This is a genomic window from Ohtaekwangia kribbensis, from assembly GCF_042676245.1.
In the GTDB taxonomy this organism is placed as follows: domain Bacteria; phylum Bacteroidota; class Bacteroidia; order Cytophagales; family Cyclobacteriaceae; genus Ohtaekwangia; species Ohtaekwangia kribbensis.
The window spans coordinates 1-26,243 of sequence record NZ_JBHTKA010000008.1; the positions used below are offsets into that span (position 1 = coordinate 1).

The 26,243-nt window shown below is 43.3% G+C and carries 16 protein-coding genes, 3 tRNA genes and 3 rRNA genes; 4 read left to right on the top strand and 18 right to left on the bottom strand.

The genetic code is table 11. From position 1 onward, the window contains the following. Positions 1-58 precede the first annotated feature (58 nt). From rrf to ACFQ21_RS20730, 9 genes are all read right to left on the bottom strand, one after another. A 5S ribosomal RNA gene (rrf, locus tag ACFQ21_RS20690) occupies positions 59-170 on the bottom strand. Positions 171-330: 160 nt separating this feature from the next. Continuing rightward, a 23S ribosomal RNA gene (locus tag ACFQ21_RS20695) occupies positions 331-3,216 on the bottom strand. A 375-nt stretch (positions 3,217-3,591) separates the two neighbouring features. Continuing rightward, positions 3,592-3,665 (bottom strand) — tRNA-Ala (locus tag ACFQ21_RS20700). Between the two features lie 54 nt (positions 3,666-3,719). Beyond that, positions 3,720-3,793 (bottom strand) — tRNA-Ile (locus ACFQ21_RS20705). Between the two features lie 106 nt (positions 3,794-3,899). Then, a 16S ribosomal RNA gene (locus tag ACFQ21_RS20710) occupies positions 3,900-5,421 on the bottom strand. Together the 16S, 23S and 5S rRNA genes with 2 tRNA genes alongside form the textbook arrangement of a ribosomal RNA operon. A 589-nt stretch (positions 5,422-6,010) precedes the next feature. Further along, on the bottom strand, positions 6,011-7,279 hold the full coding sequence (locus tag ACFQ21_RS20715; RefSeq protein WP_377582067.1) for an adenylosuccinate synthase: 1,269 nt from the start codon (positions 7,277-7,279) through the stop codon (positions 6,011-6,013). A 24-nt stretch (positions 7,280-7,303) separates the two neighbouring features. Next, entirely contained in the window at positions 7,304-7,633 is a 330-nt protein-coding gene (locus tag ACFQ21_RS20720; RefSeq protein ID WP_377582069.1) for an STAS domain-containing protein, read from the bottom strand. Positions 7,634-7,636: 3 nt separating this feature from the next. Beyond that, positions 7,637-8,110, bottom strand: a complete 474-nt coding sequence (locus ACFQ21_RS20725) for a Fur family transcriptional regulator (RefSeq protein WP_377582072.1) — start codon at positions 8,108-8,110, stop codon at positions 7,637-7,639. Between the two features lie 54 nt (positions 8,111-8,164). Further along, positions 8,165-10,378, bottom strand: a complete 2,214-nt coding sequence (locus tag ACFQ21_RS20730; RefSeq protein WP_377582074.1) for a RelA/SpoT family protein — start codon at positions 10,376-10,378, stop codon at positions 8,165-8,167. A gap of 121 nt (positions 10,379-10,499) precedes the next feature. Here ACFQ21_RS20730 and ACFQ21_RS20735 point away from each other — a divergent pair. From ACFQ21_RS20735 to clpX, 4 genes are all read left to right on the top strand, one after another. Further along, positions 10,500-10,584: transfer RNA gene (locus ACFQ21_RS20735), tRNA-Leu, on the top strand. A gap of 80 nt (positions 10,585-10,664) precedes the next feature. After that, complete coding sequence (gene tig, locus ACFQ21_RS20740; protein WP_377582076.1) at positions 10,665-12,011, top strand: trigger factor; 1,347 nt, start codon at positions 10,665-10,667, stop codon at positions 12,009-12,011. Positions 12,012-12,212: 201 nt separating this feature from the next. Further along, positions 12,213-12,887 (top strand): ClpP family protease, encoded by a 675-nt coding sequence (locus tag ACFQ21_RS20745; RefSeq protein WP_377582079.1) that lies wholly within the window; start codon positions 12,213-12,215, stop codon positions 12,885-12,887. Positions 12,888-12,980: 93 nt separating this feature from the next. Continuing rightward, a complete protein-coding gene (gene clpX / locus ACFQ21_RS20750) occupies positions 12,981-14,216 on the top strand; it encodes an ATP-dependent Clp protease ATP-binding subunit ClpX (RefSeq protein ID WP_377582081.1) in 1,236 nt (411 codons plus the stop codon). A gap of 27 nt (positions 14,217-14,243) precedes the next feature. Here clpX and lpxB read toward each other — a convergent pair whose 3' ends face one another. The 9 genes from lpxB to ACFQ21_RS20795 all read right to left on the bottom strand — a co-directional run bounded on the left by lpxB (position 14,244) and on the right by ACFQ21_RS20795 (position 26,237). Further along, the gene (gene lpxB / locus ACFQ21_RS20755; protein WP_377582083.1) at positions 14,244-15,356 is read right to left on the bottom strand and encodes a lipid-A-disaccharide synthase; all 1,113 of its coding nucleotides are present in this window, start codon (positions 15,354-15,356) and stop codon (positions 14,244-14,246) included. A gap of 49 nt (positions 15,357-15,405) precedes the next feature. Further along, the gene (locus tag ACFQ21_RS20760; protein WP_377582085.1) at positions 15,406-15,825 is read right to left on the bottom strand and encodes a 6-pyruvoyl trahydropterin synthase family protein; all 420 of its coding nucleotides are present in this window, start codon (positions 15,823-15,825) and stop codon (positions 15,406-15,408) included. Positions 15,826-15,935: 110 nt separating this feature from the next. Next, positions 15,936-17,462: a SusD/RagB family nutrient-binding outer membrane lipoprotein gene (locus ACFQ21_RS20765; RefSeq protein WP_377582087.1), complete on the bottom strand. Its 1,527-nt coding sequence runs from the start codon at positions 17,460-17,462 to the stop codon at positions 15,936-15,938. Between the two features lie 25 nt (positions 17,463-17,487). After that, positions 17,488-20,751, bottom strand: coding sequence for a SusC/RagA family TonB-linked outer membrane protein (locus tag ACFQ21_RS20770; RefSeq protein WP_377582090.1), 3,264 nt, complete (start codon positions 20,749-20,751; stop codon positions 17,488-17,490). A gap of 404 nt (positions 20,752-21,155) precedes the next feature. Further along, positions 21,156-23,075: an OmpA family protein gene (locus ACFQ21_RS20775; protein WP_377582092.1), complete on the bottom strand. Its 1,920-nt coding sequence runs from the start codon at positions 23,073-23,075 to the stop codon at positions 21,156-21,158. A 58-nt stretch (positions 23,076-23,133) separates the two neighbouring features. After that, positions 23,134-23,730: an aminotransferase class IV gene (locus ACFQ21_RS20780; RefSeq protein ID WP_377582095.1), complete on the bottom strand. Its 597-nt coding sequence runs from the start codon at positions 23,728-23,730 to the stop codon at positions 23,134-23,136. Beyond that, positions 23,714-24,682: an aminodeoxychorismate synthase component I gene (locus tag ACFQ21_RS20785; protein WP_377582097.1), complete on the bottom strand. Its 969-nt coding sequence runs from the start codon at positions 24,680-24,682 to the stop codon at positions 23,714-23,716. Before ACFQ21_RS20785 ends, ACFQ21_RS20780 begins: the two co-directional genes overlap by 17 nt. A 1-nt stretch (position 24,683) precedes the next feature. Then, a complete protein-coding gene (locus tag ACFQ21_RS20790; protein ID WP_377582099.1) occupies positions 24,684-25,265 on the bottom strand; it encodes a 7-carboxy-7-deazaguanine synthase QueE in 582 nt (193 codons plus the stop codon). A gap of 78 nt (positions 25,266-25,343) precedes the next feature. Further along, on the bottom strand, positions 25,344-26,237 hold the full coding sequence (locus ACFQ21_RS20795; protein ID WP_377582102.1) for a bifunctional 5,10-methylenetetrahydrofolate dehydrogenase/5,10-methenyltetrahydrofolate cyclohydrolase: 894 nt from the start codon (positions 26,235-26,237) through the stop codon (positions 25,344-25,346). Between the last annotated feature and the right edge of the window lie 6 nt (positions 26,238-26,243).

Below are 26,243 nucleotides of genomic sequence, written 5' to 3' on the forward strand. Positions count from 1 at the left end.
TGGAAGGCCCATAAAACAAAAAAGCCTTTGATATTTCTATCAAAGGCTTGTGTTAAAAGAAAGGCAACGACTTACTCTCCCAGGTATTATCCCAGTACCATCAGCGCTGGTGGGCTTAACTGCTCTGTTCGGAATGGGAAGAGGTGATCCCCACCGCTATAGTCACCTTAAGGTCTTAAAGGATTTCGTAAACCACTTTCGTTAGCTAACGACCCTTTCAATATTTCTTGACATAATTGGCAAAAGAGTAGAAGTATTTAAAGTTAGTAATGTAAGCAAGCACATAGTAATTGTTTCGTTGTTTGCTCCGGCTATATCGCTATAGCCGGAGCCTTGAAGCGTTCGGGTAATTAGTACTGCTCAGCTTTGACATTTCTGCCTTTACACCTGCAGCCTATCAACGTCATAATCTCTGACGTCCCTTAATGGAAGTCTCATCTTGAGGTGAGTTTCGCGCTTAGATGCTTTCAGCGCTTATCTCGTCCCAACATAGCTACCCGGCAATGCAGCTGACGCCACAACCGGTACACCAGCGGTTGGTTCAACCCGGTCCTCTCGTACTAAGGTCAAGACCTCTCAAACTTCCTACGCCCATCACAGATAGGGACCGAACTGTCTCACGACGTTCTGAACCCAGCTCGCGTGCCACTTTAATAGGCGAACAGCCTAACCCTTGGGACCTTCTCCAGCCCCAGGATGTGACGAGCCGACATCGAGGTGCCAAACCTCCCCGTCGATGTGAGCTCTTGGGGGAGATCAGCCTGTTATCCCCAGCGTACCTTTTATCCTTTGAGCGATGGCCCTTCCATACAGAACCACCGGATCACTATATCCATCTTTCGATCCTGCTCGACTTGTCAGTCTCACAGTCAAGCATGTTTATGCTATTGCACTCCACGTACGGTTACCAAGCGTACTGAACATACCTTTGAAAGCCTCCGATACACTTTCGGAGGCGACCACCCCAGTCAAACTACCCACCACGCACTGTCTCCCCTTTCAGGGATTAGACATCAGATAAATAAAGGGCGGTATTTCACCGTTGACTCCCCTATACCTAGCGGCACAGGATCAAAGCCTCCCGCCTATCCTACACATCATCTACCCAATGTCAATGCGAAGCTATAGTAAAGGTGCATGGGGTCTTTCCGTCCCGTGACGGGTACACGGCATCTTCACCGTGACTACAATTTCACCGAGCTCATGGCTGAGACAGCGTCCAGATCGTTACACCATTCGTGCAGGTCGGAACTTACCCGACAAGGAATTTCGCTACCTTAGGACCGTTATAGTTACGGCCGCCGTTTACTGGGGCTTCAGTTCAACGCTTCGCCTTGCGACTAACGTCCCCCCTTAACCTTCCAGCACCGGGCAGGTGTCAGGCCATATACTTCATCTTTCGATTTCGCATAGCCATGTGTTTTTGTTAAACAGTCGCCTGGACCATTTCTCTGCGACCTCTCTATTGCTAGAGGAGGCACCCCTTCTCCCGAAGTTACAGGGTTAATTTGCCTAGTTCCTTAGCCATGACTCACTCGAGCACCTTAGGATCCTCTCCTCGACTACCTGTGTCGGTTTACGGTACGGGTACCATATCAATATGCTTAGGGGGTTTTCTTGGAAGTCTGCTTACGTTCTCTATCCCTTTGGCCGAAGCCTCCAGGTACTGTTGGGTTTCAGCAAAACCTGCGGATTTTCCTACAGGTCCTATACCTACACCTTTTAACGACCTATTTCGTCAGATCGCGGAACTATCACTCCTCCGTCATCCCATCGCTCAATACGGTAGTATTGGAATATTAACCAATTGTCCATCACATACGCCTCTCGGCTTTTGCTTAGGTCCCGACTTACCCGCGGTTGATTAACATTGCCGCGGAACCCTTAGTCTTTCGGTGGGCAGGTTTCTCGCCTGCCTTATCGTTACTTATGCCTACATTTGCTTTTCTAACCGCTCCACCGTCCATTACCAGACGACTTCGCCGCTGTTAGAATGCTCCCCTACCACTTGCATTACTGCAAATCCTGAGCTTCGGTACTACACTTGATGCCCGATTATTATCGATGCTCTGTCGCTCGACCAGTGAGCTGTTACGCACTCTTTAAATGAATTGCTGCTTCCAAGCAAACATCCTGGCTGTCTAAGCAACTGAACCGCCTTAGTTCAACTTAGTGTAGATTTTGGGACCTTAGCTGCAGGTCTGGGTTCTTTCCCTCTCGGACACGGACCTTAGCACCCATGCCCTCATTGCAGAGTATATTTAATACCATTCGGAGTTCATCAGGATTTGGTAGGATGTGACTCCCCCTAGTCCTATTGGTAGCTCTACCTGTACTAAACTTAACCTCCACACTGCCCCTAAAGGCATTTCGGGGAGTACGAGCTATTTCTCAGTTTGATTAGCCTTTCACCCCTACCCTCAGCTCATCCAAAAACTTTTCAACGTTTACTAGTTCGGACCTCCATCCCGTGTTACCGGAACTTCATCCTGGCCAAGGGTAGATCACAAAGTTTCGCGTCTACTCCCACTGACTGTGCGCCCTATTCAGACTCGCTTTCGCTCCGGCTGCATGACTCTAGTCATTTAACCTTGCCAGTGACAGTAACTCGTAGGCTCATTATGCAAAAGGCACGCCGTCACTCGATTACCGAGCTCCGACCGCTTGTAGGCGTACGGTTTCAGGTTCTATTTCACCCTCCTATTCGGAGTACTTTTCACCTTTCCTTCACAGTACTGGTTCACTATCGGTCTCTCAGGAGTATTTAGCCTTACCAGATGGTGCTGGCAAATTCAAACGGGGCGTCTCCAACCCCGCCCTACTCAGGATACTACCATCTTCCAAAACTTTACGCTTACGGGACTATCACCCTGTATCGTCCGGTTTCCCACCCGGTTCAGCTTCATTTTGGTTGACTACTGTAGTCCTATAACCCCTAACTAGCCGTAACTAATTAGGTTTGGGCTCTTGCGCGTTCGCTCGCCACTACTTGCGCAATCACTAAATTGTTTTCTCTTCCTTCAGGTACTTAGATGTTTCAGTTCCCTGAGTTTGCCTCCTTTCGGATTCTTAGTCTTCAACTAAGAGGGTTGCCCCATTCGGAAATCTGCGGATATAGTGGCTATTTGCGCCTCCCCGCAGCTTATCGCAGCTTATCACGTCCTTCTTCGCCTCTGAGAGCCTAGGCATTCCCCATACGCCCTTGATTACTTCTTTTAACGATTTACCTTTCAAGGTTCTTCTTTAGAGTTTTGCATACCTCTAAAGATGGTTTTCCTATGTGCTCGCTTGTTTGTATCTCCAATTTCAATTGCTTGAAATAAAGACACCCACTACTTACTTTTTTACTACTCTTTCACCAATATGTCAATGAACTCCTTTGCACGTACAATTCCAACCGGGTCGTTCGAAGGTGGCTTACCTTATGTGAACGGGCCGTTTGGTACGGCAATGTGGCTTTTAATCAGCTACTGGCTTCTAGTTACTAGCTACCAGTTTTATTTAGCTTTTTAAATCTTTAGCCTTTCAGTTTTTCAATCTTCGATAGGCTCGTTTGCCGTATCGTTTTGTCTTCTTGTTTTTCTTCTCTAGTGGAGAATATCGGAGTCGAACCGATGACCTCCTGCTTGCAAAGCAGGCGCTCTAGCCAGCTGAGCTAATCCCCCAGTCTTTTACTTTGGAGTCGCCGTTGATTCCAGCCACCCAACCTCACTCCTTCGTGGGCCTGCGTGGACTCGAACCACGGACCTCTACATTATCAGTGTAGCGCTCTAACCACCTGAGCTACAAGCCCGGATCTAGTCCTTTTAGTCCAATACTTTTTCGAATAAATGTAATTGATAGCAGACCCTTTAGAGAGTCGACAGGTTTTCGTTACCACTCCTAAGATGTGGTTCCAGAAAGGAGGTGTTCCAGCCGCACCTTCCGGTACGGCTACCTTGTTACGACTTAGCGCCAGTTATCGGTTTAACCCTAAACAGCGTCTTACAACAACTGCCTTCAGGTCCTCCCAACTTCCATCGCTTGACGGGCGGTGTGTACAAGGTCCGGGAACGTATTCACCGCGCCATTGCTGATGCGCGATTACTAGCGATTCCAACTTCATGCAGGCGAGTTGCAGCCTGCAATCCGAACTGAGACGTACTTTTTGTGATTGGCTCACTGTCACCAGCTTGCAACACTCTGTATACGCCATTGTAGCACGTGTGTAGCCCTGGGCGTAAGGGCCATGATGACTTGACGTCATCCCCTCCTTCCTCTCCGCTTGCGCGGGCAGTCTCTCTAGAGTCCCCAGCTTAACCTGTTGGCAACTAGAAATAAGGGTTGCGCTCGTTGCGGGACTTAACCCAACACCTCACGGCACGAGCTGACGACAGCCATGCAGCACCTTGCTCCTTGTCCTTGCGGAACTCCCCATCTCTGGGGCAATCAAGGGCATTCTAGCCCAGGTAAGGTTCCTCGCGTATCATCGAATTAAACCACATGCTCCACCGCTTGTGCGGACCCCCGTCAATTCCTTTGAGTTTCACCGTTGCCGGCGTACTCCCCAGGTGGATTACTTATCGCTTGCGCTTAGCCGCTGGCTGTGTATCGCCAACAGCGAGTAATCAACGTTTACAGTGTGGACTACCAGGGTATCTAATCCTGTTTGATCCCCACACTTTCGTGCCTCAGCGTCAGTTAAAGCTTAGTGAGCTGCCTTCGCAATCGGTGTTCTTGACGATATCTAAGCATTTCACCGCTACACCGTCAATTCCGCCCACCTCAACTTTACTCAAGCTCTGCAGTATCAATGCCACCCTCCCGGTTAAGCCGGGATATTTCAGCACTGACTTATAGAGCCGCCTACGCACCCTTTAAACCCAATAAATCCGGACAACGCTCGCCACCTACGTATTACCGCGGCTGCTGGCACGTAGTTAGCCGTGGCTTATTCACCAGGTACCTTCAATTAAGCACGCATGCTCGTTTTATCCCCTGGCAAAAGCAGTTTACAACCCAGAAGGCCTTCTTCCTGCACGCGGCATGGCTGGTTCAGACTTGCATCCATTGACCAATATTCCCTACTGCTGCCTCCCGTAGGAGTCTGGCCCGTATCTCAGTGCCAGTGTGGGGGATCAACCTCTCAGTTCCCCTACTGATCATCGCCTTGGTGGTCCGTTACACCGCCAACTAGCTAATCAGACGCATGCCCATCTTGTACCACCTGAGTTTTAATAGCTGTAAGATGCCTTACTACTATCTTATGGAGGGTTAATTCGAGTTTCCCCGAGCTATACTCCTGTACAAGGTAGGTTGCATACGTGTTACGCACCCGTACGTCACTCTCGTATTGTATTGCTACAACACTTACCGTTCGACTTGCATGTATTAAGCCTGCCGCTAGCGTTCATCCTGAGCCAGGATCAAACTCTCCATTGTAATAATTCTTCGATAAATCCCAAACTCATTGCTGAGTCTGACTTTATCGGGTTGTGATTCTATTACGCCTTCCGGCCTTTTAATACAACCCCAATTGTTTGTCTGATTACCTGGACTCTCTTTTTTGTCCGATAGATTTTGCATCTATCTTTTTCGCAGATTCATCCTTTCGAATTTATCCGCGGGTCCGCTATCAATTATCATCCATTCAAAGAACTTTTTAACTACTTCAGTAACTCACGTCACCTTCTGTTAAGTGTGGTCGACTATGTCTTTCGACTATTAGTTTACCTCTCAATATCTTTCGGTTCGATTCGTCTCCTCATCTAACCCCTGATCAACCTTCCGTTTTTCAGCCCCCTCTTTCGTTTTGGGAGTGCAAAGGTAATTGCTTTTTTCCTCTTTGCAACATCTTTCTGAAAATTATTTTTTTTCTTTTCCCATCCACTCTCGCAAATAAAACAAATCTCTCAGAAAGATACTCTCAGCATTTCAACCTTCTTCTCACCCGCCTACTGCGATTGGGGATGCAAAGGTAGAAGAAGGTTTTGGTGCTGCAAGGGGTGTTTAAAAAAAATTATGATTGTGTTTAGTTTCTGTGAATTGTTTCGGTGCGATCAGGACCTACTGATACCAATGTTATAGGAACCTGCAATTCAGTTTCAAGAAACTTTATATAGTCATTTAACTCGGAAGGCAAACTTTCTTTTGATTTTCGTAAATCAGAATTCCACCCCTTTAATTCAGTATAAATCGGTAAAATTTTTTCATTTACTTGTTCGTATGGTATCATATCAGTGATTGTACCGTCTTTCAACTGATATTTTGTACAAATTTTTATCGAAGAAAAAATACTGAGTACATCTGCTTTCATCATCAACAGTTGTGTAACTCCGTTGATCATGATGGAATATTTTAATGAAGGCAAATCAATCCAACCACATCTGCGTGGCCTTCCTGTAGTAGAACCGAATTCATTTCCTTCCTTACGCATCAATTCACCCTGGTCATCCAACAACTCAGTTGGGAACGGACCACTGCCTACGCGTGTGCTATAAGCCTTAAATATACCGTATACCTCGCCTATATTTCGGGGCGCTATACCAAGACCTGTACATGCACCGGCTGTAACCGTATTAGAACTTGTTACGAAAGGATAACTTCCAAAGTCGATATCTAACAACGCTCCTTGTGCGCCTTCTGCCAGAATACTTGATCCTGCTTTCAATTCTTTATTCAGAAAATACTCGCTGTCAACAAGATTAAATTCTTTCAGGAAATTTACTGCGTCTAAAAACTGAGCTTCCAACTCGTTCCAATTGAATTCAACCTGATGTTCCTTCAAAATCTTGAAGTGTATATCCGTAAGTTTTTTCAATCGGTCTTTAAAATTATCGGCAAGAATATCGCCCACGCGCAAACCTTGTCTTCCAATTTTATCCTGATAAGTAGGACCAATACCTTTTAAAGTTGACCCGATCTTATTATCGCCCTTTGCTTTTTCGTAAGCAGCGTCCAGTAGCCTGTGCGTTGGCAGAATCAGCGTGGCCTTTTTAGAAATAAAAAGATTCTTCTTCGTATTGAGATTGTACTTGGCAAGTTTCTCAATTTCGGTTTTAAAAATAACCGGGTCGAGCACTACGCCATTACCAATAACGTTTCGGGTAGTTTCACGAAAAATTCCGGAAGGTATCTGGTGAAGTACGTGTTTTATACCATCAAACTCCAGTGTATGACCGGCATTTGGTCCTCCCTGAAATCTAGCCACCACATCGTACTTTGGTGCTAATACGTCCACAATCTTTCCTTTACCTTCATCGCCCCATTGAAGGCCCAATAAAACATCTACCTTAGACATTCGTGAAAATCTTATTAATAAAAGTTATTTAACTACTTCAGCTTCAGATTGTATAATCTGGAAAATGGCGTTCAGCTTGGTGATCACCAATAATTTCTGAACACTTTCGGAAGGTCTCATCAGATAAACCTCTCCTCCTTTATTCCTGAACTTTGTGAGTATAGTAATCAAAACACCTATACCGCTACTATTTATATAGCGCAGTTCTGATATATCGACAATACACATCAGTGCCTTTGCCTGTATAGCATTGGTTACTACCTCGATAACAGCAGCTCCGTTGTCCTCACCGATCAAGTCTCCTGAAAGGTTGAGTAACAGCCGGTTGTCTTGAATTGTATGTGTAAAGTTCATAGGTTAGTTCGATGCAGCAATTTTGTTTTCGCAGTTCTGCTTTGTGCAGGATGCGTATAGTATAAGAGAATGATGCATAACATTGAAGTGCAGAATTTCTTCTACCGTGTTCTGAATGTTCTGGATGCGCGGGTCGCAAAACTCAATCACCTTATGACATTCTGTGCAGATAAGGTGATCGTGCTGTTTATAGCCGTACGATTTTTCGTATTGCGCCAGATTTTTACCAAACTGATGTTTACTCACCAGGTCGCACTCCACGAGCAGATCCAACGTGTTATATACTGTGGCACGACTAACCCGGTAATTTTTATTTTTCATGCTGATATAGAGCGACTCTACATCAAAATGACCATCGCGTGAATAGATTTCCTCCAGGATCGCATAACGTTCCGGGGTTTTCCGCAGCTCTTTGTTTTCGAGGTATGCTGTGAAAATCTTTTTTACTTCTTCGTATAATTTCGGATTGAGTGCCATGAATTAACGGGCAAAGATAATCAGGTTTGTAAGATTTGCACTACTTCTTGATAATCACTCTTTTGAGTCGAAACGGCTCACTTTTACAACGCCTTCCACGCTGCGCAGCTTTTCGATCAGTTGTTCCAAATGACGGGTGTCATTAACATAGAGCATAATCTCACCTTCAAAAATTCCTGAGTCGGTGTGAATAGACATGGAACTCATATTCACTTTCAATTCTTCAGAAATAATTTTTGAAACATCGTTGATGAGCCCCACGCGATCGGTTCCCCTGATTTTTAATCCCGTAAGGAATGCCACTTCATGTTGAGAAGTCCACTTAGCTTTTACCACACGATTTCCATGATGCGAGAGTAATTCTGGTGCATTCGGACAATTGGTTCTATGGATTTTTATTCCTTCGCTAACGGTAACAAAACCAAACACATCATCGCCGGGTATAGGCGTGCAGCATTTGGCAAGTTTGTAATCTACCACATCCATATCCTCGCCCACGAGGAGAATATCTTCATAACGACCTTTTATTTTGGTGATTTCCTGCTCAATAGCCTTTGCATCGGCCGGGGCATTCGGACGGTTCTTGAGTGGCGAAGTTGGTTTATTCTCCACAAATTTTTTAAGATCTGCCGCTGTGATAAAGCCTCGCCCTACGCGATAATACAATTCAAAGTTAGCCTGTACCTTAAAGTGCTCGCGCATTTGCTCAAGTAGCTGCTGGCTTGGATCTTCTTTCAACTGACGGAGTTTTCGAAGCAGAATTTCTTTTCCTTCCTCCGCAGATTTCTTCTTGTCTTCTTTTAACTCATCTTTTATTCGCGACTTCGCCTTCGAGCTGACCACAAAGCGCAGCCAGTCTTCATGAGGTTTTTGTTTTGCTGAAGTCAGGATTTCAATCTGATCACCATTCTTCAACACATAATTTATAGGGACGAGCTTGTTATTGACTTTAGCACCTATACACTTGGAACCCACTTGCGTGTGAATTTCAAAAGCAAAATCAAGTGCCGTAGCTCCGTACGGCAAAGTTTTCAATTCACCTTTTGGTGTAAACACAAATACTTCTTCGCTGAATAAATTTCCTCGGAAGTCATCTACGAAATCAAGTGCCGAGTGATTGTTTTGTTCCAGCAAGTCGCGCACACGGGCAAGCCATTTCTCCAGGTTCGATTCAGCCGTAGTGTTGGTGTCTTTATATTTCCAGTGTGCAGCGTAACCTTTCTCTGCAATTTCATCCATGCGCTTGCTTCGGATCTGAACCTCAACCCATTGACCATTCTTGGCCATTACGGTTGTGTGCAACGATTCGTATCCGTTTGATTTAGGTGTGCTGATCCAATCACGAAGACGATCAGGATTCGGAGTATAATAATCGGTAACGATGGAATATACCTGCCAGCAAAGTGCTTTCTCGTGCTCCATAGTTGTATCCAGGATAATGCGGATAGCAAAGAGATCAAACACTTCTTCAAATGGAATATTCTGCTTGCGCATTTTATTCCAGATGGAATGAATGGATTTTGGCCGACCTTTGATTTCATATTCAATACCCAGCTTATCCAGTTCCTCTTTAATAGGAATCATAAACTGTTTAATGAATTTATTACGAGCCGCTTTGGTGGCATCGATCTTTTCAGCGATTGAACTATAGATAGGTCTGTCAGTAAAGCGCAGGTATAAATCCTCAAGTTCTGTTTTAATCGCATTTAACCCGAGGCGGTGCGCCAGCGGAGCGTACAGATATATAGTTTCGTTGGCAACTTTTAATTGTTTGTTGCGCGGCATGCTGTCGAGCGTGCGCATATTGTGCAGACGATCAGCAAGTTTGATGAGAATCACACGCACATCTTCCGACAGTGTGAATAACATCTTACGGAAGTTCTCTGCCTGCTGAGATGTACCGTATTCAAAAACACCTCGGATTTTAGTTAAACCGTCAATGATGCGGGCTATTTTTTTTCCAAACATCCGCTCGATGTCGGTAAGCTCGATATCGGTATCCTCCACTACATCGTGCATGAGTGCAGAAATAATGGAAGTTGTACCCAGGCCGATTTCCTCCACGCAGATTTCAGCTACGGCTAACGGGTGGAAAATAAATGGTTCGCCAGATTTTCTGCGCATGTCTTTATGCGCATCCAGCGAAAGCGTAAAAGCTTTCTTTATCAGTTTAGCATCACCGTCTTTTAAGATCGGTTTTGCTTTGCGTAGTAATCTCCTATATCGACTAATGATCTCTTTTTTCTCCTGCTCGGCATCGATTACCATCTTGCGTATCTATATTTTTAGCGGAATTTTGGGGTTTTTAGCCACAATTCCCGAAGTTTTTGAATTAAAATCGTAAACTATTCTTTATTTCTGAATATTCTATAAATTTGCGCCTCCAATTCCGGATGTGGCGTAATTGGTAGCCGTGCCAGACTTAGGATCTGGTGCCGCAAGGCGTGGGGGTTCGAGTCCCTCCATCCGGACCATCTAACCCTCTATGTTCGTAACAACACACGGGCATTGAGGGTTTCTGGTTTCTTAGGTAAACAATCAAAAGTTATAAGCTTTGGAAATAACACTGAACAAAAAGAACAACACTGAAGGTGTAATTAAAATTAAATTAACCGAAGGTGATTATCAACCCCACGTGGAAGAAAAAGTAAAAGATTATTCGCGCAAAGCGAACATCAAAGGCTTTCGTCAGGGTAAAGTTCCCAGTGGTGTGATCAAAAAAATGTTCGGCAAATCTATTCTTGTAGATGAAATCAACCATCTGCTGTCACACAAGCTTTCAGACTATATTAAAGATAACCAGATAAAAATTCTGGGCGATCCACTTCCTAACCAGGAGAAAGCAAAACAAATTGACTGGGATACTCAGAAAGATTTCGAATTCGAATATCAGATTGGTATGGTAGATGAGTTTACCTATGAAGTTTCTTCGAAGGTAAAAGTGAAATCATATCCGATTGACGTTGATCAAAATACAATTGATGAAACGCTCACCGATCTGAAGAAGCGTTTTGGTAAAGTAAGCGAGCCTGAAACATCAGAAGCTGATGACAACCTCTTCGGAGAACTTCGTGCAAAAGAAGGTGACTTCAAAAAAGAACATGCTTTCATTGCCATTGAGAAAGTTGAAAAGAAAGAGCAGAAAAAATTCATCGGCCTGAAGAAAGATGAAGAAGTTGAATTTGAAGTAAGCAAGATATTTTCAGAAGATGCACAAGTAGCACAACTCCTTGGTTTATCAGAAGAAGAAGCTAAAGCTGCCAAAGGAAAGTATATATTCAAGTTAACAAACATCAGCCGTGTAGAACCTGCTGCTGTTAACACCGAGCTGTTCGACCGCGTGTTTGGTAAAGACGTTGTGAAAACGGAAGAAGAGTTTATCACAAAAGTAAAAGAGACAATCTCTGAGAACTACAAGCGTGAGTCTGAGCATTTCCTTGATCATAACATCGAAGATTATTTTATCTCTAATACGTCTATCAATCTGCCAGACGACTTCCTGAAATCATGGTTACTGTCTAGCAGTAATGGAGAAGTAACAGAAGAAGTTCTCAACAGAGAATTCGAACACTATAAAAGGGGTTTGAAGTGGGATCTTGTGAAGAACCGTATCGCTGACGATAACAAAATTACTGTTGAAGCAGAGGAAGTTCGTAACAAGGCAAAAGAATTGATCGCGGCACAGTTTGGCGGTTCAGCTTTTGTTGAACAACTGGGCGACCGCCTGGATGGTATCGCAGACAACTACCTTCAAAATGAAAATGGTCAGAACTTTATGCGTTTGTACAACCAGTTACGTGGCGACAAAATCCTGAAGTTCATTAAAGACAACATAACCGTTCAAGAGAAAAAAGTAACGGTTGAAGAGTTCAAGAAAATTGTAGCGGAACACAAACACTAATACTTCAACGGCCGGAGCAACGGCTGTCTGAACAATAAAGTATTCGTATTTTTCGTCAATGGTTTTAGTTCGTGAAATGATCCGGGCTAAAACCATTTTCTTTTTAAATAGGTTTAAGAACGAAAGGGTTGGAATTTTGAACTTGGATGGCTAAGATTACCATTATTTCAATCCTCACTAAAGTAATTATCCTTTTATTATATGCATTATAACAATGAATTCAGAAAGTATGCCGTGCACCACTTAGGCATGAGCGGCAATACAGTTGACAGTTACGCGCAGCAAATCCAGAACATGACTCAATATGTTATAGAAGAACGTCCTGGAAACTTTCGTGCTATTGATGTTTTCACACGCCTTATCTCCGATCGTATCATCTTCTTAGGAATGGGTATTGATGACCAGATTGCCAACCTGATCACGGCTCAATTACTTTTCCTCGAGTCATCCGATCCTAAAAAAGATATCATCATGTATATCAACAGTCCGGGCGGATCTGTATATGCTGGTCTTGGTATTTATGACACTATGCAATATATAAACCCAGATGTTGCTACCATCTGTACCGGACTGGCAGCTTCTATGGGCGCGGTATTGCTTACTGCGGGAGCGGCCAAAAAGAGATCAGCACTGGTGCACGCTCGTGTGATGATTCACCAGCCGATGAGCGGTATGCAAGGACAAGCATCAGATATGGAAATATCGTTGAAGCAAACCCTTGAAGTAAAGAAAGATCTTTACAACATTCTGGCGAAGCACAGCGGTGCCAAATACGAGAAAATCGAGAAAGATTCTGACCGTGACTACTGGATGCGTGCTACCGAAGCCAAAGAATATGGATTAATAGACGAAGTGCTGGAACGTAAGAAAATCTAACTTTTCCGCACGTTTTCCATCCAACCGATGTTCAGAATATTCAGTACCTTTGAGGTTGTTCTGAGCATCGGTTTTTAATTTTAAAAATAATTTATGGCTGAAGTTACCTGTTCATTTTGTGGAAGAAGTAAAAAGGATGTGGACCTGATGATTTCAGGAATACACGCACACATCTGTGATAAATGTGTAACCCAGGCCAACCAGATTCTAAGCGAGGAAAAGAAAAGTAAAACGGAAGCCGGCTTCTCTCCTAACTTCAAGCTGGTTAAACCTCGCGAGATCAAAAAATTTCTGGATGAATATGTGATCGGACAAGACGAAGCTAAAAAAGTTATGTCCGTTGCAGTATATAATCACTACAAGCGCTTAATGCAGCGCAAGCTGGATAACGATGTAACGATCGAAAAATCGAACATCATCATGGTAGGCGAAACCGGAACCGGAAAAACTTACCTCGCTCGTACACTCGCTAAAATTCTTCAGGTTCCTTTTTGTATTGCCGATGCTACCGTGCTTACCGAGGCCGGTTACGTGGGTGAAGATGTTGAAAGTATATTAACGCGCCTTCTGCAGGCGGCCGACTATAATGTTGAGGCGGCAGAACGTGGTATAGTATATATTGACGAGATTGATAAGATCGCTCGTAAATCTGACAACCCTTCTATTACCCGCGATGTTAGCGGTGAAGGTGTGCAGCAGGCACTTCTTAAATTGTTAGAAGGTACAGCCGTAAACGTTCCGCCTCAAGGCGGACGTAAACATCCGGATCAGAAAATGATTACGGTAAATACTGAAAATATACTTTTCATTTGCGGTGGTGCATTTGAAGGTATATCCAGGTTCATTGGTAACCGATTGAATACACGTCCGCTGGGATTCGTTGCGGGCCATGATGGTTTGCACCCTGGCGAGATCGATAAGGATAACTTGTTAAAATTCATAACTGCGCAGGATCTGAAAAGCTTCGGGCTTATTCCTGAATTAATAGGCCGCTTGCCGGTTGTCTCATTCCTGAATCCACTGGATCGCGAAACACTTCAGCGCATTCTTACCGAGCCGAAGAACGCGCTCATCAAACAATATAAGAAGCTGTTTGAAATGGAAGAGATTCAACTTGAATTTAAAGAAGGTGCCGTTGACTTTATCGTAGAAAAAGCGATGGAGTATAAATTAGGTGCCCGTGGTTTACGCGGTATCTGCGAAGCGATCATTAACGATGCGATGTTTGAATTACCATCTGAAAAGAATACCGATAGACTGGTAATAACACGCGCTTACGCGGAAGAAAAATTCAGCAAGTCGCAGTACAGCAAACTGAAAGTTGCTTAAGTAAAATATATAGCGATGGTGAGATGTTTACGACTGTAAATATCTCACCATTAATTTTGCTGTATTCTCAGACGCAGACCCGATATCCAGGATACGAATAATTTCATCATAGTTCTGCAACATGTTATTTCGATACGATTCGTTATTGAGGAGCAGATTTATCTCATCCGAAACTTTCTCTGTGTTAGCATCGCCCTGTATCATTTCTTTTACTACCTCTTTATCAGCGATGAGATTTACCAGCGATATATAGGGGACTTTTATCAATCTCTTCACAATCTGATAGGTGAGGAAGCTGGTTTTATATACAACAACCTGTGGCACCCGAAAGAGTGCCGTTTCCAGCGTAGCCGTTCCGGATGTTACTATCGCTGCTTTAACATGCAGCAATAAATTATAGGTGTCTTCAAATACAAACTTTACATTCGGCAGCGTCTGCAGTTCACTATACATCGACTGATCAAGATTGCTTACGGCTGCTACAGCAAACTGTGTTGTCGGAAATTTCTTCACTACACTCGCCATTAACGGAATGATCGTCTTGAGCTCCTGCTTGCGACTACCCGGCAACAACGCTACCAATGGCGACTCGCTATCAAACGAGTATCGTGTTAAAAACTGTCCATCAGGTACATGTGCCTTCACGGCATCGAGCACGGGATTACCAACGTAATCAACCTCCCAATCAAATTTCCTGAAGAATGGTTTTTCAAAAGGTAGAATAACAAACAACTGGTCTACATTCTGTTTCAATTCCAGCGCACGACTTTGATACCATGCCCATACTTTCGGAGGGATATAATAGAAAACACGAATGCCTTCTTTCCTACCAAATTTAGCAATGCGCCTGTTAAAGCCCCCGTAGTCAATCAGGATAATAACATCAGGCTTAAACTCCAGTATATCCTCTTTACATTTCTTTATATAGTTTGAGATCTTGTTGAGATTGGTGAGCACTTCCACGAGGCCCATGAAAGCCAGGTCCTTATAATGAACGGTGAGATCAACACCGGCCTGCTGCATATACTCTCCACCAAATCCGCGTAACGAAGCATTGGCATCCTGCTGGCGCAGCGCCTTAACCAAATTACCTCCATGTAAATCACCTGATCGTTCTCCCGCTATGATATAATACCGCATCGTTTAAAAAGAAGTACTTGTTACGGGCACGAAGTACGATTTTTAAGCGCTATTCGCCAAAATACTCCACGTAGTTTCGTGGAGTTTCATATAGCCGGATGCAATGAAGTTTACCGTATGATGTGATGCTGGCGAGTTTAGCGTCCAGAATTTTCCAGATCTCTACCACCAGGTTTTCACAACTTGCCAGCTTTCCGTGCATGAAGTCTACATCGGTATTGAGATTCTTATGGTCGAGTTTTTCTATTACCTCCTGGCGGATCAACGTACTGAGTTTTTTAAGATCAACTACAAAGCCCGTATCGGGATCTGGTTTGCCCTTAACCGTAACGATGAGATCAAAGTTATGGCCATGCCAGTTCTCATTTGCACAAGGCCCAAACACCTCTACGTTCTTTTCTTTAGACCATTGAGGATTATAAAGTTTATGCGCAGCGTTGAAATGTTCTTTGCGGGAGATGTGGAGCATTTCTTTTAGAAATTGAACACAAATATAATCGATCGCACTGCTGAATAAAATGGAAAAAAAGAAGGCACCTTTTTTCAAGGTGCCTTCCAATATCAATTAGCAATGAAATCTTATTGATTCCACCATACTTTAGTCTGTAGGTTGTCTGCACCCATTCTTGCTACAGCTTCTTTGTAGCTTGCAGGGTTCAGGCTTTGCTCAACCTCAGGATAGTTAATTCTGCTTGGGATATCATCACCAACAAGTGGTTCGAATTTAACTTGTGTTCCACCTGATGTTACATAAGATATTTCACCAGGACGAACCACAGTCTTAGGGAAACCTGTACGTCTCAGCTCAGCCCATGCTTCATATCCTTGCAGGAATAAAGCTATATATTTCTGAGTAAGAACAGTTTCCTGAGAAGCAGCAGGAATTGCAGCCAGGTAATCAGCTACCTGATCATCGTAATCCGAAGGCAGGTTACCCGCCTCAGATGCTTCATTACCCCAGTGCTCCAAAGAGGCAGCTACTCCTTTTTCATACCACTCCTGATCCCAGTTATTTACTTCTGAAAGGATAAAGCAGACCTCAGCATAGTCCATATAGGTTAATGCCAATGTACCGGAAGTAACAAGACCACCTTTTGTGAAATCGATCGCCAATGGACGAGGACCAGCGGTCAGGTCGTTTGGTATTCCGTATGGCATACCCAGGTATACACCGTTAACTGGTTCACCCCACAATGGAAGGCGTGGATCGAAGATACCTCCGAATGGATTTGTTTTTCCGTTCACTGTATCGTCATCACCTTTTAACAGGTCAACAAATGTTTTTGACAATGTAAAGTCATTTCTATTAGAGAAATAATATGCATCGTAAAGCGGAGCCGCATTTGGAGTTTCACCTAAGAATCTGAATGTTGCATTGTCGTCATTGCTTTCAAAAACACCTGCAGCAACAGCCTGGTCGATATAGGTTTTGTAGTTAGAATCTACACCTGACAACCGGATGGCTACACGCATCTTCAATGAGTTTGCAAACTTCTTCCATTTAGCAGCATCACCACCATAGATGATATCGCCAGAAGTGAATACAGGTTTAGCTACATCGATTTGCGCTGAAGCTTCTGTGAGTTCTTTTATCAGATCAGCATATATTTCGCTCTGTGGAGTATAGGCAGGTGATACATCACCTTCTGCTTTGAATGCTTCGAAGTATGGTATATCGCCATACGTGTCAGTCATTATTTGCATGGCCCATGCTTTCAGAATTCTGGCAGCAGCTATCTGGTTAACGTTGCCTTCTTCACCCAGCTCTTCATTCAGACGGATTACTTCAACAAGGTCCATTACGTCACCATAGATCAATGTCCAATAGGTGTTATTGGTAGGCTGACGTAATTGATAACGATCTTCTTCAGTATAGTTACGCTGTGCAAAGTATTGTGAGTACAAATAGCTTTGACGTCCGCTGAACCATTCATCGTAAATATCATCGAGAAGTCCTTTCTGAGCATTCGACATCAGATACGCAGGATCAACCTTTGTGGGGTTGTTGGGATCTGTGTTGATATCCTCAAAATTTTCCGTACAGGATGCCAGAATGAGTAACAGCACAGCTATTACCAATCCTTTCCTATAAAATATATTTTTCATAGAATTTTAGAGTTTGGGTTAATGATTATAAACCGAGGCTAACGTTGAAACCGAAAGTTCTTAAACTTGGTAACGCACCACCTTCTATACCCTGAACGTTTCCAGAGCTTGTGGTATTTTCAGGATCAGTAAAGTCTGTTGCATCAGATCCCCATATAGCAAGGTTACGTCCGTAAGCAGATACTCTTACATTTTTGATTGGACCTGTAAATCTTGAAGGTATAGTATAACCGATGCGTACTTCTCTCAGTTTTACATAGCTGGCATCAAATACGTTTTGTTTTGCAGGACCGCTATAGTGATCGGCAGCCCAACGTACTGCTGAGATTGTTGTTGTGTTAGGACCAGAAGTCTGAACTGTTCCATCTTCGTTTACAACCGGAGCTCCGTTAACAAGTTGCACTACTGCACCGTCTACTACGATACCGTCTTCACGAATATTGTTAGCAGCTGTTCTTTCCAGGATACCGCTATAAGTTCCCCACATGTGTGTTGTTGAGAAGAACTCACCGCCATGTCTGATGTCAATCAAAGCAGAAAGCTCAATGCCTTTAAAGCGGAGTGTGTTAGTTATACCACCGGTCCAATCAGGAAGGATGTTACCAATTGTTTTAATAGCAGATGCTCTGTAACGACCATTTGCATTAACAACTTTATTTCCCTCCGAATCATACAGGAAGTCTGTTCCACGTATTGAACCATAAGATTCACCCACCATAGCATTCAATGTTACAGAGAACGGTGCATTGGTCAAGCTATAGGTTTTAAGATCTTCGTATAGTTTGGTGATCTCGTTCTCGTTCTTAGACCAGTTGATAGCAATGTCCCACTGAAGTCCGTTCTCCATTTTAACCGGAGTTCCTGTTAACATTACTTCAAAACCTTTGTTGGTCATTTCAGCTGAGTTAACATATACATAACTCACACCGGTAGCCCCTGATACTTGCAATGGAAGGATCAGGTTTGTAGACTTCTTAGTATAGTAAGTGAAGTCCAAACCAACGCGATTGTTAAAGAAGCCCAATTGTGTACCTACTTCAAAAGAAGTAATATCTTCTGGCTGCAGGTCTGGGTTGTTCTTCGTGTTAGATACACCATACAAAGGAATACCACCGAATGTATATGGATAACCATCGTCATTCAAGTCAGCTTTGTAGATCAGGTTGTTGTTATAAGCGTCAGTATCGTTACCAACTTTAGCCCAACCTGCTCTCACTTTACCTTCATTCAACCAACCGAGTGAATTAAGTGCCGGCATGTTTGTAAACACGAAGCTTGTATTTACCGCTGGATAGAAATAAGAGTTATCAGAGTTTGTTCCGCCTGATGGAGGTGTCAGCGCTGAAGACCAGTCATTTCTTCCCATCAATTCCAAATACAATGTATTCTTATAGCCGATGTTAAAGCTACCGTACAAGCTGTTGATTCTTTTCTTTCTGTCGTAGTCAGTAACAGCAACACCAGAAACAGCGTTGCTCAGGTTATAGAAGTTTGGCAGTACCAATCCACCTTGTGTTTGAGCAAGGTTAGAGCTGTAAGACTGATCCATTCTGTTACCACCCAAGTTACCAACGAGGTCGAAGTCTTGTCCTATTTTCTTATTGAAAAGGAATAACACTTCAGCGTTAGTTTCGAGGAATTCTCTCAGACCTTCGTAATATTTAGGTTGTGCCTGAGATCCTATCGCTACACGTTCCATCTCGCGCAGATTATAATAATCTGCGTTAACGGTTGTCTTAACTTTCAACCAGTTTGTTAATGTTACCTGAGCTCCAACATTTCCGTAGAAACGGTTGCGAGTATCATTCTGATAGTTTTCATAACGTGTCCAATACGGGTTATCTGAATAGTTAGGAGTCGCATCATCCCATGAAACACGGTTCCAGGTACGCTGTGATCCGTCAGGATTTTTGTAAGCCTTCATCTCTTCCATATCCAACTGACGCTGGCCCCACTGGTTGAACTTTTGCATGATGTTGTTATCGTCATAACCAGTTGAAGGTCTTCCGGTAGCTTCGTTCTTCACATAATTGAAATTTGTAAAGGCTTCTACTACTTTACCTAATTTTGTATTACCGCTAAAATTGATTGTGTTACGATCAAGTTTACTGTTCGGCATATAGCCTTTCAGATCCATTCTTGTATAAGACAGTCTGAATCCTGAGTTCTCATCACCACCTGTAAGTTCAACGTTGTTTGTAACAGTTACACCAGTGTTAAAGAATGATCTTACATCGTTGTCCGGAGCTTTCCACTCTCTTGGTTTCAAATAGTTTTGAGTGTCCCAAGAATCGAATGAGTTCCAGTGCAATACTTGCTGACCATTGTAGCGAGGGCCCCAGCTTTCATCTGTCGCATAGTCTACGATAAGATAGTCTGTTCCGTTGATGTTCTGTTGTGTAAAACCTTGTACACCACCATCTGCATCTGGCACTGCTATACCACCGCCATATAATCTCTGATACTTAGGAAGGATAAAGATTTTATCAAATGATACACCTGAATTGATTTTTACACCAAGACCTTTTCTGGACCCTTTTTTAGTTGTGATCATGATTACACCGTTCGCACCGCGTGAACCATAAAGCGCTGCTGCGTTTGGACCTTTCAGTACAGATACAGAAGCTATATCTTCAGGGTTGATATCTTGTGCTAAGTTACCATAGTCGTAACCACCCGCACCGCGCGCAGTGTTTACAGAGTTATAGTCGCTGTTGTTGATGATGATACCATCTACAACAAACAAAGGAGAGTTGTTACCAGTTATAGAGTTGATACCGCGGATCGTTACTCGTGAGGAACCACCCATGTTACCACTAGCTCCAGTAACCTGAACACCTGCTACTCTTCCTGAAAGAGAGTTAACTACGTTCGTCTGGTTTACCTGGCTAAGATCTTCTCCACCCACCTGAGTAACTGAATAACCAATTGATTCCTTCTCTCTGGATATACCCAAGGCAGTTACAACAACTTCGTTGAGCTGTTTAGCATCTTGACTCATAGGAACATCAATCGAGCTTCGATCACCGATCTCAATCTCTTGAGTAGTCAAGCCTATAAATGTGAAAACTAATGTACCGTTGCCGGCAGGAACAGTAACGGAATATTTTCCGTCAATGTCGGTTACGGTTCCGATAGTGGTACCTTTAACTACAACGTTTACCCCCGGAAGACCTGATCCGTCTTCTGCAGAGGTAACCCGACCGGAGACCGTTCGCTCCTGTGCCCACAATTCGCTACTGGCGAATGCAAACACCGCTGTTAAGCATACGAGTAGAATTCTCTTCATACTGTAAAATTTAGGTTAATGAAAATTTAAATACGCGATCAAACTTATAACAAAATAATAACTCACGAAAGGTGAGTACCTCAAAATTTAGTATTTTCATATCAAAAAAATACCTCTATTGAGGTTATTTTAAATGATTGCCCTAATTGTTGTTAGTATTTAAAAGATGTTTAAACAATCGGTTAAAACATTGCATGGAATTGGGTGAGAAACAGATAGTAATAACTTCGTGATATGAGTTCAATTCATACCGGGCTCTTCTTTGACAGGTGAGAATTTCCGGACCAAAACCCTACCATTTTGGTGTATGTTGCCCTCAATAATACGTTCGCAATGCCGGAGCGGCTATGCACGTTTTCCCTTGAAAAAATTGATTATTATAAGAGGTCGAAGACTAAAGCTGATCACTTGATGATCTTGAATTCAATTCTTCGATTAAGCTGGCGTGACGCTTCTGTGTCGTTAGGTGAAATGGGTTGATCAGGACCATACCCTTTGGGCGTAAGCCTACTCTTCTCAATGCCGTTCGCGGTAAGGTAATTGTAAACGGCTGATGCACGTTTTTCGGAAAGCTGCTTGTTATACGATGCCGATCCTAAGTTATCGGTGTGCCCTCCAATTTCAACTCTGATCTTTGGATTTTCTGTGAGGAAGCGAATTATTTTTTTGAGCTCCGTGATGGAATTGTCCTTTAGTTCATATTTATCAAGGTCGAAGAAAATATTATTTAGTATAACGGTCGATCCTATAGATGCTTTCTCCAAATCTATATCCAATACGATCGGCTGGAAATCGAAGGACTCTTTATAGTTAAAGTGAAGACTCTTGAACAAGTATTGTTTTTTATTAACGTACAAAGCATAGTCTGCACCTTGTGTTAACACGATGAGGTATTCGCCACTGACAGAATCAGATTTCACCAACGATTCTGTATGGTTCTTTGAGATGTTGATGAGCTCTATATCTGCAGATAACACTTGCCTTGTCTTCTTATCGCGAACAATACCCGTTACATAATTACTCCTATATTTTACCTGGCTTTCCTCCGGAATCTGTAATTCAAATATTCTGCTCCTGGTGGAACCTGGACTTACAATTTCTTCATGTGAATAGTACCCCTTCTTCCCGTCAGCAGTAATAAACAAAGAGAACTGATCATCGTGATTGTTAATCGGTGCCCCTATATTTTTAGGAGCGGTCCATCCTGTGGAATCTTTCTCTACCGAGTATAAATCGTAACCACCAAAACCAGGCAGACCGTTTGAAGCAAAATATAGTGTCTTATTGTTCGCGTGAATGAATGGTGAGATCTCATCAAAAGCAGAGTTTATCGGTTTGCCGGCATTAATTGCTTTTGTCCATTTTCCAAATTCGTCCTGTGTTGATACCCATATATCTCTCCGACCGAGTCCAGCCCTCCTATCGGAAACGAAATATAGCGTTCGGCCATCTGCAGAAAGCGTTGGCTGCGATTCCCATGCGCCTGTATTTACATTAGGACCGAGGTTCTTCGGCTCTGTCCAATCATCGCCTATCTTTTTACTTTCAAACAAATCACAACTACCAAAACCTTCGCGACCTATACACGATGTAAAGATCAGGTTACGGCCGTCTGCAGATATAGCACACGTGCCTTCGTTCAAGCGGGTGTTGATATTTTTAGAAATAGAAACCGGAGTCATCCATCGGCCTTGCGAATTCTTTTTGGATACCACCAGATCTTCATCTGCATTCGGATCGTTGCTTATTCTCCGTGTAAAAATCAATTGCTGCTGATCTGCCGTGAGCACCGGAAAGTATTGCATAGGAAAACTATTCACCGTATCGCTCAATGGCTTTTGCTTATACGCTGACGCATTGTCTTTATTCTTGAAAGCAAACTCTGCACTTTTGAATAATGAAGCAGCACGATCGGCCTTCTGTTTATTTTGTGTCTCGTTATTGACAAAAGCGCTCAGCACCTTCATTGCCTTCTCGTATTCTCCTATAGACATATAGGCCTCGCCCATATCATACCAAAATACTTTTTGTTTACGCAGGTCGTTTGTCAGGCTCAATCCCTTTTCAAAATTCTTCAGTGCATCCGGATAACTCTTCATGTTCAAATACACGAGTCCGAGACGGTAGTAAGCCTCCACAAAATTATAGTCTTTCTCGATCGCCTGATTTAGTAAACTTATTGCCTGACTGAATTGTCCGCGTACCCGATAGTTATCGGCTTGTGTATAAAATTCTATCGCCTTTTTAGACTTGGTGCTAAGTTGTACCTGGGCTGTAGCAGATAATGCAAACAGTGTAAAGAAAAAAAAGAAAAGGCGTTTCATTGAAGCAGTGTTCATTAACAGGCAGAATGCTATTTACAAAAATGATTCCTGCCTAAAACTAAAAAACTATGTTGGATACATCAATCTCATCTCCGTCAAATTCAAACATGGCGTTGATGAGTTTAAAAGACTGAAACGTACGGATGTCCTCCAACCGGATATCATCTTCCTGAATAATATTCTGATCCAGCAACTTCTGCCGCTGCGTACCTTTCAACAAAGCAGACCATGGTGTAACCCAGTGATTATTTTTTCTGAACACAATGTTCGAGTACGATGAGTCGGTAACAAACCCACGTCTTACAATCAGTATGTCATCACAATCCTTACGAAGCTCATACAACCGGTTTATCAGTTTCCGGTCGGTATACTTGAATTCGTAATGGATTCGATCGTGCTCTACCACACGCAGACTTTGTATCTTTTTATATTGATACGGTTGAAATTCGATTTCACGCGAAGTATCATCGTATACAATGCGGCATTTAAAAAGCCCCTGAGTCGGAACGTCTACTTTCGAAAGGAGTACTTCCAGATCAACATGATCGTGAACGCCACAAAGTGATTTCAACGAACGATTCATGCGCTGCTCATGATGCGATAGGTTGTAAAATGTTCCGTCCAATAATTTTATTGATTCAATCAACAGGGACATATACTTTATCTATGGTTTCCTGATACTCTGCCTCCGCTATACTTTGTGTTGTTATTCCACCACCACTCCGGTAAAAAAATGTGCCGTTCTTTTTTTCAATGAAACGAATCATTACTCCACAATCCAGGTCTTCGCCATCGAAATATCCCACAACACCCGTATAATATCCGCGCTTCTCCTGCTCGGCTTGCTGTATAATTTCTACCGTTTTAGTTTTGGGAGCTCCGCTGATGGAACCTGCCGGAAGTAACTTTACGAGTATATCACCCAACGTTGATCGGTAATCGTCTGGCAGATCACCAACAATTTCAGAGCTCACCTGCAACAAGTTCTTGTTACTGGTTTTTATTTCTTCAATATAGCGAAAACGATTTACGTTTACATGCATGGCTACCTGACTGAGATCATTCCGGATCAAATCCACAATGGTTGTATGTTCTGCTTCTTCTTTTCGGTTACTCAGAATTACTTCGTGGGCGTTCGGATACGAGGCGTCAATAGTGCCCTTCATCGGGTACGAAAAAATTTTCTTCCCTTTTACCTGGATAAACGTTTCCGGGGAAAATACCAGGAGCTCGTCTTTCATCCAGATTTTATACCGGGCCCGACTCTGATAAAATAAATCCTCTAGTGAACTATATAGTGTAATCGGAGTTTTTACAGTAAGGTTTGTGAGAAATGAATCCCCATACGCCAACCGATCGTATACCAGGTCGAATTTCTTTTTATAGATTTCAAACGAGATTGGAGATATATCGATACGCCCCGACACTTTTCGAGAAGCGGCTGATGTATTCGAGAAGCCATTGATATCATATAGAAGTGTGCTGCTATCAATCTCATCCAGCTTTTTTATGATGGGTTGCTCCATTTCGAAATCCACCATAAACAAAAAAGGGACTTTATTCTGTCCCCATGTATTCATTGTATCGATGAACGTTGCTAAAGTCATCTTACGGAATATTCATGTACTTGTGTACCTGTAACGACACCTGCCATTGCGGATGTGCCTTTACATAATCGATGATCAGCGGCAGCATTTCTTTTTCTTTCGACCACTCCGGTTGAAGATATAACTGGCATGACGAACGAACTTTGGATGCAAATCCTTCTGCCCAACTGAAATCACTTTTGTTATATATAATTACTTTGAGCTCATCCGCTTTATCAAATATAGTCGGATCCGGATTCTTGAATTTCTTGGGAGAGAAGCAAACCCAGTCCCAAGTGCCGGTTAACGGATACACTCCTGATGTCTCAATATGCGTTCGAACGCCTGTATCTTTTATAGCTTTTGTGAGCGCGGTAAGATCGTACATAACGGGCTCGCCCCCGGTAATAACGGCAATGGGAGTGCCGCTCGCTTTAACGCGTGAAGCCATCTCTTTCACATTAACCAACGGATGGGCCAGAGCATCCCACGATTCTTTTACATCACACCAAACACACCCCACATCGCATCCTCCCAACCGAAGAAAATACGCAGCCGAGCCCTGATAATACCCTTCGCCCTGAATGGTATAAAAGTCTTCCATTAGAGGAAGTGCTAGCGGTTTCGTTTCGTTTATTGTTTCCGGCATGGGCGTTGGGCATCAGCCCGATGGAAATATATACTATGGATTCTGCAGTTCTGTAGCGCGGAGCGTATTGAACAACAGCGAAGCAATGGTCATCGGTCCGACTCCACCCGGAACAGGTGTAATATAGGATGCCTTGGGAGCTACTGCCTTAAAATCAACATCGCCTTTTATAGCCCAGCCTTTCGGATACTCCGGACCTTCCACGCGTGTTGTACCTATATCTATTACCACAGCGCCTTCTTTTACCATGTCAGCGGTTATCAGACCTGGTTTACCAACAGCAACCAACAGTATATCGGCTGCGCGTGTAAAGGTTGCCAGGTCTTTGGTGTACTTATGACAAATCGTTACCGTAGCATGTCCTATTTCTGTCAGCATCATACTGAGCGGAGCTCCGGTTATGCGGCTCGCCCCTACTACTACAGCATGTTTACCTTCTGTTTCAATGTTATACCTGCGCAACAATTCCATTACTCCAAACGGAGTAGCGGGCATGAGTAAAGGTTTCTTTGAAATTATACTTCCGAAGTTGTGATTGGTAAATCCATCCACATCTTTATCGGAGCGTATTTTTTCTGTTACGCGCTCTACGGATATATGTGGAGGTAACGGAAGCTGAACGATGAAGCCATCTACATCATCATCGTTATTAACATGATCGATGTGCTTGAGTAATTTTTCTTCGCTGATGGTATCAGCAAAGCGCATCATGGTATAATGAAAGCCAACCGATTTACAGGCCTTTACTTTATTGTCGACATACGTCTGACTGGCACCATCATCGCCTACCAGAATAATTGCCAAGTGCGGCACTTTCTTGCCTGCCTCTTTGCGTTCGGCTACTTTCTGTGCAATTTCATTTTTGATGTCGATCGCTACCTTCTTGCCATCAATAAGCGTATAGGATGTCTGTACGGTGTCCTGCATTTATAC